Annotated in this window: 11 protein-coding genes and 1 rRNA gene; 10 read left to right on the plus strand and 2 right to left on the minus strand. The window is 71.7% G+C overall.

The features are described from left to right. Positions 1-92 (plus strand): 5S ribosomal RNA (rrf, locus tag ACGFWJ_RS08075); the annotation flags it as partial. Between the two features lie 128 nt (positions 93-220). Here rrf and ACGFWJ_RS08080 read toward each other — a convergent pair. Beyond that, positions 221-994, minus strand: a complete 774-nt coding sequence (locus tag ACGFWJ_RS08080) for an SDR family oxidoreductase (protein ID WP_392946519.1) — start codon at positions 992-994, stop codon at positions 221-223. 88 nt (positions 995-1,082) lie between these two features. Here ACGFWJ_RS08080 and ACGFWJ_RS08085 point away from each other — a divergent pair, with 88 nt between their 5' ends. The 9 genes from ACGFWJ_RS08085 (at position 1,083) to pstB (ending at position 11,523) form a co-directional block, all read left to right on the plus strand. Then, complete coding sequence (locus tag ACGFWJ_RS08085) at positions 1,083-1,727, plus strand: TetR/AcrR family transcriptional regulator (RefSeq protein ID WP_392946522.1); 645 nt, start codon at positions 1,083-1,085, stop codon at positions 1,725-1,727. 30 nt (positions 1,728-1,757) lie between these two features. Next, positions 1,758-2,678, plus strand: a complete 921-nt coding sequence (gene mshD / locus ACGFWJ_RS08090) for a mycothiol synthase (protein ID WP_392946524.1) — start codon at positions 1,758-1,760, stop codon at positions 2,676-2,678. Between the two features lie 297 nt (positions 2,679-2,975). After that, a complete protein-coding gene (locus ACGFWJ_RS08095) occupies positions 2,976-5,393 on the plus strand; it encodes an RNA degradosome polyphosphate kinase (RefSeq protein WP_392946526.1) in 2,418 nt (805 codons plus the stop codon). A 92-nt stretch (positions 5,394-5,485) separates the two neighbouring features. Further along, on the plus strand, positions 5,486-6,553 hold the full coding sequence (locus ACGFWJ_RS08100; protein WP_392946528.1) for a CHAD domain-containing protein: 1,068 nt from the start codon (positions 5,486-5,488) through the stop codon (positions 6,551-6,553). Positions 6,554-6,582: 29 nt separating this feature from the next. Then, the gene (locus tag ACGFWJ_RS08105) at positions 6,583-7,095 is read left to right on the plus strand and encodes an NUDIX hydrolase (RefSeq protein ID WP_392946530.1); all 513 of its coding nucleotides are present in this window, start codon (positions 6,583-6,585) and stop codon (positions 7,093-7,095) included. A 243-nt stretch (positions 7,096-7,338) separates the two neighbouring features. Then, positions 7,339-8,472 carry a phosphate ABC transporter substrate-binding protein PstS gene (gene pstS / locus ACGFWJ_RS08110; RefSeq protein WP_387638804.1) on the plus strand — a complete coding sequence of 378 codons (1,134 nt, stop codon included), beginning with the start codon at positions 7,339-7,341 and terminating at the stop codon, positions 8,470-8,472. Positions 8,473-8,648: 176 nt separating this feature from the next. Then, positions 8,649-9,629, plus strand: coding sequence for a phosphate ABC transporter permease subunit PstC (gene pstC, locus ACGFWJ_RS08115; RefSeq protein WP_387638801.1), 981 nt, complete (start codon positions 8,649-8,651; stop codon positions 9,627-9,629). Beyond that, positions 9,626-10,705 (plus strand): phosphate ABC transporter permease PstA, encoded by a 1,080-nt coding sequence (pstA, locus tag ACGFWJ_RS08120; protein ID WP_387638798.1) that lies wholly within the window; start codon positions 9,626-9,628, stop codon positions 10,703-10,705. The genes pstC and pstA overlap by 4 nt, the downstream gene beginning before the upstream one ends. 41 nt (positions 10,706-10,746) lie before the next feature. Further along, the gene (gene pstB, locus ACGFWJ_RS08125) at positions 10,747-11,523 is read left to right on the plus strand and encodes a phosphate ABC transporter ATP-binding protein PstB (RefSeq protein ID WP_380488732.1); all 777 of its coding nucleotides are present in this window, start codon (positions 10,747-10,749) and stop codon (positions 11,521-11,523) included. Between the two features lie 140 nt (positions 11,524-11,663). Here pstB and ACGFWJ_RS08130 read toward each other — a convergent pair whose 3' ends face one another. Further along, positions 11,664-12,659, minus strand: coding sequence for an anion permease (locus ACGFWJ_RS08130; RefSeq protein WP_387638795.1), 996 nt, complete (start codon positions 12,657-12,659; stop codon positions 11,664-11,666). Position 12,660 lies beyond the last annotated feature (1 nt).

Consider the following 12,660-nt stretch of genomic DNA (forward strand, 5'->3'; position numbering starts at 1 on the left):
CGCCCGGTTACATTCCGAACCCGGAAGCTAAGCCTCACAGCGCCGATGGTACTGCAGGGGGGACCCTGTGGGAGAGTAGGACGCCGCCGAACAATCATTCAGGGAAAGCCCCCCGCCTTCTGGCGGGGGGCTTTTTCGCGTTTCCAGAGAATTCCCGACGCCGCCCGGCCCGGACCGCCCCACCGGCCCGGACCGCCCCACCGGCCCGGGCCGGCACGCCTCAGAGGTGCGAGCCGCCGGTCGCGTCGATGGTCTGGCCGGTGATCCAGCGGGAGTCGGGGGTGGCCAGGAAGGCGACGATGTCGGCGATGTCGTCGGGCTGGCCGATGCGGCCGAGCGCGGAGAGGGAAGACGCGTGGGCCTGGGCGGCGGGGTTGTCGCGGAGCCAGAAGGCATTGACGTCGGTGTCGATGATGCCGGGCCGGACCGAGTTGGCCGTGATGCCGCGGGGGCCGAGCTGGGCGGCGAGGTTGAGGGTGAAGTTGTCGAGGGCGCCCTTGGTGGCGTTGTAGGCGATGATCTCGGGCATGGCGATACGGGCGACGCCGCTGGAGATGTTGATGATGCGGCCGCCGTCGCGGAGCCGGGGCAGGGCCTGCTGGGTGATGAAGAACGGGGCGCGGACGTTGACCGCGAAGACCTCGTCGAACTCGTCCTCGGTGAGCTCGGGGAGCGCGGAACTGCGGCCTATACCGGCGTTGTTGATCAGGATGTCGAGCCCGCCGTCGGGGGTGTACTCGCGGCCGGCCCGGTCGAAGGCTTCCCAGAGGCGGGCGGCGTCGCCGTGGCTGCCGAGGGGTGCGTGGACCAGGAAGGCCCGGCCGCCGTTGGCGCGGATCTTCTCCAGGACGGTGGTGGCGGCGTCGTGGTCGCGGGCGTAGCCGATGGCGACGGTGGCTCCGTCCTGGGCGAGGCGTTCGGCGATGCCGCGGCCGATGCCGCGGGAGGCGCCGGTGACCAGGGCGATCTTGCCGTCAAGTGCGCGAGCAGACATGGTGGTTGACCCATCCCTCATTTGTTGAGTGACCGTTCAAGAAGGACCGTAGCACGGCCCGGCACACTTTTTGAGTGATCGCTCTAAAATGGATGGCATGACGACGAGTGCAGGTGCGAGACGCGGCCGCCCGCCGGCCTTCGACCGGGCGGCGGTGCTGGCGGCGGCGACCAGGCTGTTCTGGGAGCGGGGCTACCAGGCCACCTCGGTGGGGGAGTTGACCGGGGCGATGGGGATCAAGCCGGGCAGCCTGTATGCGGCGTTCGGCGACAAGGAGTCGCTGTTCCGCGAGGTGGTGCGGGCGTACCAGCAGTCCCCGGCGGGGGAGTTCGTGGGGCTGGCGTTCGCCGAGGAGCCGACCGTCCGGGCGGCGTTCGCCCGGATCCTGCGGGAGGCGGCGCGGGTCTACTCGGATCCGGAGCACCCGGCGGGCTGCCTGGTGATCAGCGCGGCCACCAACGTGGCCGCCCAGGACGACGAGGTGGCGGTGTTCCTCCGGGAGCTGCGGGCCGCGAACCTGGCGGCGTTCGAGGAGCGGCTGTCCTCCGCGCAACGGCTCGGCGAGCTCCCGCCCGGCGCGGAACCGGCCGCGCTGGCACGGTACTTCGGCGCGGTGCTGCAGGGGATGTCGCAGCGCTCCCGGGACGGCGCGGACACGGCGGAGCTGGCGGCGACGGCCGAACTGGCCATGGCGGCCTGGCCCGTTGTGGGCGCAGGCAGTATCGCCTCCTGAAAGCGGGCCGGAGGACGTACGCTCGGCAGTATGCAGACTGCTGAGAACACGTCAGGCGGCGGCCGGGTCGAACGCGTCGAGGTGCTGACGGCGGAACAGGCCGAGGCGGTACGGGAGTTGCTGGCGGAGGCGGCCCGGACGGACGGCCGGGAGGCGGTCTCGGAGGCGGGCCGACTGCGCATTCGCCCCGACAGCCCCCGCCCGGGCGTGCGGCACCTGGTGCAGCTGGCGGACGACCGGGTCACGGGGTACGCCCAGCTCGAGGGCGAGCGTCCGGGGACGGTCGAGCTGACGGTGGCCCCGGCCGACCGCGGCCGGGGCCTGGGCGGATCGCTGGTGGACGCGGTGCTGAACGGGGCGGACGGCGAGCTGAACTTCTGGGCGCACGGCGGCCTGCCCTCGGCCCGGCACCTGGCCGAGGCCCACGGGGCGGTGCTGGTGCGGGAGTTGCGGCAGATGCGGCGCACCTCCGAGGCCCCGGAGCCGGTGCCGCTGCCGGCCGGCGTCGAGCTGCGGACGTTCGAGCCGGGCCGCGACGAGCAGGCCTGGCTGGCGCTGAACGCGCTGGCGTTCGCCCACCACCCCGAGCAGGGCTCGTGGACGGAACAGGACCTGGCCGAGCGGATGGCCGAGCCGTGGTTCGACCCGAAGGGCTTCTTCCTGGCGGAGCGCGACGGCCGGCTGGTCGGCTACCACTGGACGAAGATCCAGCCGGACGGCCTGGGCGAGGTGTACGTGGTGGGCGTGGACCCGGCGGAGCAGGGCGGCGGCCTGGGCAAGGCGCTGACCGCGGCCGGCCTGCGGCACCTGATCCTGGAGCGCGGGGTGCCGACCGTGATGCTGTACGTGGACGCGGACAACGCTGCGGCCGTCCGGGTGTACGAGCGGCTGGGCTTCGCCGTCCACGAGGTGGACCTGATGTACCGCTGGGAGCCGTCCGCAGGCCGCTGAGCCGGTCGGGCTCGGGGCGGGTACCGGGCGGACGGAGCCGTCCGGTAACTGCCACAGGGGTGACGGACTCAGCTTTCCTCCCGGCCATGCGGTGTTTACCGTGGATTCAATTGGCGCCGCGAAGATCACAGAATGTCGTCCGTATTGCCCCGTCCGCGTCACCGCTCCACCCGCCGTCCGGCCGGGCCGGTTCCGGCTGCGCCGGGTGGGTGGCCGTGGGTCGACGAGGACGAGCAGCGAGCGGAGGCGTGTCCTTCGTCCCGCCGGGACCGTGTCCTGCAGGAGGAGCTGGAACAGATGAGCATCCCGCGCCCCGTCTCCGATTCGGCAGCGGCCGAGTCCAGCACCGAGCAGAAGCCGACCGCCCGGTCCGGCGCTAAGGCCGGGCCCGCGAAGGCCGGGCCCAGGTCCGGCGGCAGGTCCGCGGCCAAGGACCCGGCCGGTGGTCCGGTGAAGCCGTCGAAGCCCCGGGCCGCGGCGCGCGCCAAGGCCGAGCCGCCGGCGCCGGCCGAGCCGCTCCGGGCGACCACCGCACTGCCGGCGGCCTTCCTGGCGGGCAGCGCGGGCGGCGTGGGCGGCGTGGGCAGCACGGGCAGCACAGCCGTCGCGAGCAGCGCGGACGGGCGCGGCGCCGAGGAGGCGGAGCTGCCGCAGGGCCGGTTCCTGGACCGTGAGCGCAGCTGGCTGGCGTTCAACGAGCGGGTGCTGGAGCTCGCCGAGGACCCGAACATCCCGCTGCTGGAGCGGACCAAGTTCCTGGCGATCTTCGCGTCCAACCTGGACGAGTTCTTCATGGTGCGGGTGGCCGGCCTGAAGCGCCGGATCGCCACCGGGGTCGCCCAGCGGTCGGCGTCGGGGCTGCAGCCGCGCGAGGTGCTGGACCAGATCTGGCGCCGCTCCCGCGAACTGATGGCCCGCCACGCGGCGACGTTCCAGCAGGAGGTGCTGCCGGACCTCGCGGCCGAGGGCATCGAGCTGGTGCGCTGGCCGGACCTGGCGGAGACCGAGCAGTCCCGCCTGCACACGCTGTTCCGGCAGCAGATCTTCCCGGTCCTGACGCCGCTGGCGGTGGATCCGGCGCACCCGTTCCCGTACATATCGGGGCTGTCGCTGAACCTGGCGGTGGTGGTGCGCAACCCGGTGACGGGCCACAAGCACTTCGCCCGGGTGAAGGTGCCGCAGCTGCTGTCGCGCTTCCTGGAGGCCTCGCCGCAGCGGTACGTGCCGCTCGAGGACGTGATGGGCGCGCACCTGGAGGAGCTGTTCCCGGGGATGGAGGTGCTCGCCCACCACGCGTTCCGGGTCACCCGCAACGAGGACCTGGAGGTGGAGGAGGACGACACCGAGAACATCCTGAAGGCGCTGGAGAAGGAGCTGATGCGGCGCCGCTTCGGGCCGCCGGTGCGCCTGGAGGTCGAGGAGTCCATCGACCCGTACATCCTGGACCTGCTGGTGCGGGAGCTGAACATCACCGAGGCGGAGGTCTTCCCGCTGCCCGGCCCGCTCGACCTGACCGGCCTGTTCGGCATCGCCGACCTGGACCGCCCGGAGCTGCGGTACCCGAAGTTCGTGGCGGGCACCGCGCGCGGCCTGATCGACGTCGAGTCGGCCTCGCAGCCGGACATCTTCGCCGCGATGCGCGAGCGCGACGTGCTGCTGCACCACCCGTACGACTCGTTCTCCACCTCCGTGCAGGCGTTCCTGGAGCAGGCCGCCGCCGACCCGCACGTGCTGGCGATCAAGCAGACGCTGTACCGCACCTCCGGCGACTCGCCGATCGTGGACGCGCTGATAGACGCCGCGGAGTCCGGCAAGCAGGTGCTGGTCCTGGTGGAGATCAAGGCGCGCTTCGACGAGCAGGCCAACATCAAGTGGGCCCGCAAGCTGGAAGAGGCCGGCTGCCACGTGGTGTACGGCCTGATCGGGCTGAAGACGCACTGCAAGCTGTCGCTGGTGGTCCGCCAGGAGGGCGAGACGCTCCGCCGGTACTCGCACGTCGGCACCGGCAACTACCACCCGAAGACCGCCCGGCTGTACGAGGACCTCGGGCTGCTGACCTCCGACCCGCAGGTCGGCGCGGACCTCTCCGACCTGTTCAACCGGCTGTCCGGCTACTCGCGCCGCGAGTCGTACCGGCGGCTGCTGACCGCGCCGCGCGGGCTCCGCGACGGCCTGGTCGCCAGGATCAACGGCGAGATCGCGCACCACCGGGCCGGCCGGCCCGCCTCCGTCAAGATGAAGGTCAACTCGATCGTCGACGAGGTGGTCATCGACGCCCTGTACCGGGCCTCGCAGGCCGGCGTGCCGGTGGACGTGTGGGTGCGCGGCATCTGCGCGATCCGGCCGGGCGTGCCCGGGCTGAGCGAGAACGTCCGGGTGCGGTCCATCCTCGGCCGGTTCCTGGAGCACTCCCGGGTGTTCGTGTTCGGCAACGGCGGCGACCCCGAGGTGTGGATCGGCAGCGCCGACATGATGCACCGCAACCTCGACCGCCGGATCGAGGCACTGGTCCGGGTCACCGACCCGGCCCACCGGGCCGAACTGAACGGGCTGCTGGACCTCGGCGTCTCCGACGAGACCGACTCCTGGCACCTCGGCCAGGACGGCAGCTGGATCCGCCACGCGCAGGACGCCGAGGGCCGCCCACTGCGGCACGTCCAGGACCTGCTGATCGACTCACGCCGCCGCAACCGCGGCTCCGCCGCCGCACGCTGAGCGGCACCCCGCCCGCGCCGGGAGCCCTCCCGGCGCGGGCGGCATGCAGCCCCGGGGCAGGCCCGGGGACGGAATCGGGGAGAGCCACAGCCATGACCGATGCGCCGACGACGGCCCCGGTGGCGCGCGCCGCGACCGCCGGGGAGGTCCTTGCCGGCTACCTGACCGCACAGGCGGGCGTGTTCCTGCGCGCCCTGCCGCAGGCGGTCGGCGAGGCGGGCTCCAGACCGGGTGCGCTCCCGGCGTCGGCACAGGCCGCGGACGACCTGCTGCGCGCGGTGCGCCGGATCGGCGGGGCACTGCACACCTTCGGGCCTGCCTTCGACCCGGTGTGGGCGCAGGAGTCACGGACCGAACTGCGCTGGCTGATCGACCTGCTCACCCAGGAACCCGGCTACCGGCGCCGCTCCGACCGGCTGCTCGGCGCCGTCGACTCGCTGGCCGACACCGCCCCTGACGGGGCCGGCATGCTGGCCGGCCACCCGGGCGCGCCGAAAGCCCGGGCGCTGCTGGAACGCCAGCTGACGCTGGCCCGGACCCGTTCGCACACCGCGCTGCTGCAGGAGCTGCGCTCGGCCCGGCTGCACGCGCTGGCCGACCGGATGACGCTGCTGGCCGGCGAACTGCCGCTGGCGCCGGAGGCCGCCGCCGAGCCGGCGGTGGCGCTGCTGCCGCGGACGGCGGCGGCGCTGGCGGCGCTGGTGGCGGCGGCCGAGCGGCTGCCCTGGCAGCGTTCCGCGCAGGCGTACGCCGGTGCGGGCCTGCACCGGCTCGGTGCGGCCCCGGCGGACACGGTGCCGGTACCGCGCGGCGCCGGAGACACCGCGGACGTGGCGCTGGCGGCGGACGACGCGCCGTGGCTGCGGGCCCGGATCCTGGTGAAGCGGGCCCGGTACGCGCTGGAGGTGTGCAGCGCGCCGGACGGCGAACTGCTTGAGCTGGACCGGGTGCTGGGCCACCACCAGGACGCCTCGGACGCGGCGGCCACGGTCGCCGCGGCCGCCCGCACGCCGCGGATCACCCCGGCGACGGCATACGTGCTGGGTGTGGTGCACGCCGATCAGCGGCTGGACGTGGAGGCCGCCCGGTACGCTTTCGGGCGCCAGTGGCCGGCGTTGGCGCCCGGGCTGGCCGGCCCGGCAGCGGTGGCGTCGGACTGAACCCTGGATCCCCGACCCGGATGGACCGCGTGCCGCAGCTCCCAGATCACCCGTCCCCGTCCGACCGCGCCCACCCCCGGGCGGGCGGTGCCCGCACCGACCGCCGCCCGGCGGCCGGTGCGCGGTCGACGGTGCTGGCGGCGGGCGCGGTGCTGTGGGTGCCCGGGCCGCTGCGCAAGGACGGCAGCCGCAAGAAGCCGCGGGTGGCGCTGGTGCACCGGCCCAAGTACGACGACTGGAGCCTGCCGAAGGGGAAGCTCGACCCCGGCGAGGGCTGGCGGACGGCGGCGCTGCGCGAGGTGTGGGAGGAGACCGGGATGCGCTGCGTGCTGGGCCTGGAGCTGCCCACCCAGCACTACCTGGTGCAGGGCCGCCCGAAGGAGGTCCGGTACTGGGCCGCGGTGCCGACCGGCGGGGCGTTCCGGCCCAACCGGGAGGTGGACCGGCTGGAGTGGCTGCCGCCGCGGCGGGCCAAGGAACGGCTGACCCACCCCCGCGACCGGGTGCTGATCGACGCGCTGCTGGAGCTGTTGCTCGGCTGAGCGCCCCGGCCTGTTCCGTACGGCCGGGACGGGTGATCTGCCCGCGCCCGACCTGTGACGCAACCGTTACTACTGGCCAAGGTTTCCTGACATCCGTCCGAGGTTCACTCCCCGTTCATTTGTGACGGGCTGACGCGTCACCTGTCCTGCCTAACTTCGGGGTTACCGGAGGGCCGGAAGGGCCCCGGACCACAGCAAATCCGGTCACCCGTGGACCGGTATTGCCTCAGAAAGGGACACCCTGTGAACCTGCGGAACGGCCGCTCCAAGGCCCTCGCCATCGGTGCCGTCGCGCTCGTCTCCACGCTGTCGCTGTCGGCCTGCGGCACGGACGACAACTCCAAGCCCAGCGCGAACGGCTCGTCCGCCGGCGGGGCCCCGGCCGCCAAGATCGCCTGCTCCGACAAGGGCGGCCAGCTGCTGGCGGCCGGTTCGACCGCGCAGACCCCGGCGATCGAGGTCTGGAAGGCCGCCTACGGCGCCGCCTGCTCCAGCACCAGCCTGACCTACAGCGGCGGCGGCTCCGGCGCGGGTGTCACCCAGTTCAACCAGGGCAAGATCGCTTTCGCGGGCTCCGACGGTGCCCTCAAGGCGGCCGAGATCGACGCCTCGAAGCAGGTCTGCACCGGCGGCCAGGGCATCGACCTGCCGATGGTCGGCGGCCTGATCTCGATCGTCTTCAACGTCGAGGGTGTCGACAAGCTGACCCTGGACGCCCCGACCCTGGCGAAGATCTTCGACTCGCAGATCACCAAGTGGAACGCCCCGGAGATCGCCGCCCTGAACCCGGGCGTCAACCTCCCGGCCGCCGACATCCAGGCGATCCACCGCTCGGAGGACTCCGGCACCACCCAGAACCTGACCGCCTACCTGGCCAAGGCCGGCAACGGCGCCTGGAAGTACCCGGCCGCCAAGAGCTGGGCCGGCCAGGGCGGCCAGTCCGCGAACGGCTCCGCCGGCGTGGTGGCCCAGGTCAAGCAGGCCAAGAACTCGATCTCCTACGTCGAGCTGTCCTACGCCCAGACCAACAAGCTGAACAGCGCGTCCATCGCCACCGGCGCCTCCAAGCCGGTCGAGGCCAACGCCGCCAACGCCGCCACCACGCTGGCCAACGCCAAGATCACCGGCACCGGTGCGGACATGGCGCTGGACATCGACTACGCGACCAAGGCCGAGGGTGCCTACCCGCTGACCCTGGTCACCTACGAGATCGTCTGCGACAAGGGCAACAAGGCCGACACCCTGCCGGCCCTGAAGTCCTTCCTGAACTACACCGTCAGCGACGAGGGCCAGCAGGCCATCGGTGCGGTCGGCTACGTGCCGCTGCCGAAGGAGCTGGCCGGCAAGGTCAAGACCCAGATCGACGCCCTCGCCTGAGGCTGAGCGACGACCGGCCGGGCGGCCCCCGAAGGAGGGGGAGGGGCTGCCCGGCCGGCCGTGCGCCACGCGCACCACCTGTAACACCAGCACCACCCACCATCAGAACGTCCGGGGCACCGCCGCCAAGGTGCCGCCCTCCGCGGGGCAGCGCCGCCAGACCGGAGTAAACGATCATGACTTCTTCCTCCCCCGCCGACGCGCGGGGACGGACCCCACGACGCCGCGACAGCCGCCGCGGTGACGCCGTGTTCTTCAACCTCTCCCGCGGTGCGGGCATCCTGCTGCTGGTCATCATGGCCGCCATCGCAGGCTTCCTGGCCTACCGCTCGGCCCTCGCCCTGGGCAAGAACGAGGGCAACTTCCTCACCACCTTCGAGTGGACGCCGGACGCCGCGACGCCGGTGTTCGGCATCGCCGTGCTCGCCTTCGGCACCCTGGTCAGCGCGCTCATCGCGATGCTGATCGCGGTCCCGATCGCGGTCGGCATCGCGCTGTTCATCTCGCACTACGCGCCGCGCCGGATCGCCCAGCCGTTCGCCTACCTGGTGGACCTGCTGGCCGCCGTCCCGTCGATCGTCTACGGCCTGTGGGGCGTGCTGTTCCTGGTCCCGCACATGGACGGTCTGACCAGCTGGATGGACCAGTACCTCGGCTGGACGTACATCTTCGACCAGTCCAGCGCCGGCGTCCTGCCACGCAACCTGTTCACCGTCGGCATCCTGCTGGCGATCATGGTGCTGCCGATCATCACCGCGGTCACCCGCGAGGTGTTCCGGCAGGTCCCGCGGATGCACGAGGAGGCTGCGCTCGCGCTCGGCGCGACCCGCTGGGAGATGGTCCGCACCGCGGTGCTGCCGTTCGGCCGCCCCGGCATCATCTCCGCGTCCATGCTCGGCCTGGGCCGCGCGCTCGGCGAGACCATCGCGGTCGCCACCGTGCTGTCCACCAACAGCAAGCTGTCGCTGCACCTGCTCGACCCGGGCGGCGGCACCTTCGCGGAGAACATCGCGCTGAAGTTCAACGAGGCCCAGCCGCTCGGCCGGGACGCCCTGATGGCCTCCGGCCTCGTCCTGTTCGTGATCACGCTGCTGGTGAACGGTGCCGCCCGCGTCATCATCGCCCGCCGCAAGGAGTACTCGGGGGCCGCCGCGTGAGTACCGTCTCGACCGTCACCGACGCCACCGTTCCGCAGCTCAGCCACCGGCTGACCGCGGCCCGGCTGCCCCGCTGGGCACCGGCCGGCATCGCCGCGGCCTCGATCGCCGTCGGCTGCGGCCTCGGCGCCGTCGCCGGCCTCAAGAGCCACCTGCAGTGGGGCCTGATCTCCGCCCTGCTCTTCCTGGTCGCCAGCTACGCCGTCTCCGCCTCGGTGGAGGGCCGCCGGCAGGCCAAGGACCGCTTCGCCACCTCGCTGGTGTGGGTCGCCTTCATCTGCGCCGTGGTGCCGCTGGTCGCGCTGACCTTCTACACCGTGCAGCAGGGCATCGGGGCGATCAGCCCCGAGTTCCTCAGCCACTCGATGAAGGGCGTCGTCGCCACCCTCAGCCCGGACGGCGGCATCTACCACGCCATCATCGGCACCGTCGAGCAGGTCCTGCTGGCCACCCTGATCGCCGCGCCGATCGGTCTGCTCACCGCCGTCTACCTGGTGGAGTACGGCCGCGGCCGGCTCGCCAAGGCGGTCACCTTCTTCGTCGACGTGATGACGGGCATCCCGTCGGTCGTCGCCGGTCTGTTCATCCTCTCGCTCTGGAACATCCTCCTCGGCTTCCAGTACTCGGGCTTCTCCGGCAGCCTCGCGCTGGCGATCCTGATGATGCCGGTCGTGGTCCGCTCGACCGAGGAGATGCTCAAGCTCGTCCCGAACGAGCTCCGGGAAGCCTCGTACGCGCTCGGCGTGCCGCGCTGGAAGACCATCCTGCGGATCGTCCTCCCGACGGCCATCGGCGGAATCACCACCGGTGTGATGCTGGCGGTCGCCCGCATCACCGGTGAGACCGCCCCCGTGATGATGCTGGTGTTCGGCGCCGACTTCATCAACAGCGACCCGTTCAACGGACCTCAGCAGTCCCTGCCGCTCTACATCTGGCAGCAGTACTCGCAGGTCAACAACGACTACGGCTACTCGCGCGCCTGGGGCGCGGCGCTGGTGCTGATCGCCTTCGTGATGGGGCTCAACCTCATCGCACGGGGCATCGCCCGCTGGCGCGCGCCCAAGGGCGGACGCTGACCCCGACTGACGTACGAACAGACGAGAGAAGACGAAAGATCATGGCCAAGCGCATCGACGTCAGCGGACTGTCCGCCTACTACGGCTCCACCCGCGCCATCGAGGACATCTCGATGACCATCGAGCCCCGCTCGGTGACCGCGTTCATCGGCCCCTCCGGCTGCGGCAAGTCCACCTTCCTGCGCACCCTCAACCGGATGCACGAGGTGATCCCCGGCGCCCGGGTCGAGGGCAAGGTGATGCTCGACGACGAGAACCTGTACGGCTCGAACGTCGACCCGGTCGCCGTCCGCCGCTCGGTCGGCATGGTGTTCCAGCGTCCCAACCCGTTCCCCACCATGTCGATCTACGACAACGTGGTGGCCGGCCTGCGGCTGGCGGGCGTGAAGAAGAAGTCCGTCCTGGACGGCGTGGTGGAGAAGTCCCTGCAGGGCGCCAACCTCTGGAAGGAGGTCAAGGACCGCCTGAACAAGCCCGGCGCGGGACTGTCCGGCGGCCAGCAGCAGCGCCTGTGCATCGCCCGGGCGATCGCGGTCGAGCCCGAGGTGCTGCTGATGGACGAGCCCTGCTCGGCCCTCGACCCGATCTCCACCCTCGCCATCGAGGACCTGATCGGCGAGCTGAAGTCGCAGTTCACCATCGTGATCGTGACCCACAACATGCAGCAGGCGGCCCGCGTCTCCGACCGCACCGCGTTCTTCAACCTGGCGGGCGTCGGCCAGCCCGGCAAGCTGATCGAACTGGACGACACCCAGCGGATCTTCTCCAACCCGTCGGTGCAGGCCACCGAGGACTACATCTCCGGCCGCTTCGGCTGACCGGCCCCGCCGCCTTCCGGTGGCGGAGCACACCAGCTGCTCCACGGTGCTGCATGGCGGTGCCGCCGCGGAGCCGACGAAGGGCCCGCCCCCGTGCTGTGGGGGCGGGCCCTTCCGCTCTGTCGCTTACTCTGACGCGGTCAGAGGACCAGCAGGTTGGTGAGGCCGAACATCGCGGCGGCCACGAGCGCCGCCGCCGGCATGGTGATGAACCAGCCCATCACGATGTTCTTCGCCACGCCCCAGCGGACCGCCCGGACCCGCTTGGTGGCGCCCACACCCATGATCGCCGAGGTGATCACGTGGGTGGTGGAGATCGGTGCCGCGTAGACGAACGAGGTGACGTACATGACCGCGGAGGCGGTCGCCTCGGCGGCGAAGCCCTGCGGCGGGTCCAGCTCGATGATCTTCCGGCCGAGGGTGCGCATGATCCGCCAGCCGCCCGCGTAGGTGCCCAGCGAGAGCATCATGGCGCAGGAGATCTTCACCCAGATCGGGATGCCGGTGCCGGAGTGGTGGCCGGAGATGGTCAGTGCCATCACCACGATGCCCATGGTCTTCTGGGCGTCCTGCAGGCCGTGCGCCAGCGCCATCGCGGCCGCCGAGGCGGTCTGCGCCACCCGGAAGTTGCGCTTGGCCTTGTGCGGGTTGGCCTTCTTGAAGATCCACAGGATCGCCAGCATCACCAGGAAGCCGCCGATCAGGCCGACCACCGGCGAGATGACCATCGGAAGGATGATCTTCTCGACCACGCCGTGCCAGATCACCTCGGTACCGCCCGCCAGCGCCGCGCCCACCATGCCGCCGAACAGCGCGTGCGAGGAGGAGGACGGTAGGCCGAAGTACCAGGTCACCAGGTTCCAGGCGATGGCGCCGACCAGCGCGGCGAACAGGATCGCCATGCCCTTGGAGCCGGTCGGGGTCTCGATGATCCCCTCGGAGACGGTCTTCGCCACCCCGCTGCCGAGGAAGGCGCCCGCCAGGTTCATCACCGCGGCCATCGCCAGCGCCGCCCGGGGGGTCAGCGCCCGGGTGGAGACCGAGGTGGCGATCGCGTTCGCGGAGTCGTGGAAGCCGTTCGTGTACGTGAAGAAGAACGCCACGCCGACGACGACGATCAGTGCTGCCATGTCCACG

The organism is Kitasatospora sp. NPDC048407 (genome assembly GCF_043200475.1).
In the GTDB taxonomy this organism is placed as follows: domain Bacteria; phylum Actinomycetota; class Actinomycetes; order Streptomycetales; family Streptomycetaceae; genus Kitasatospora.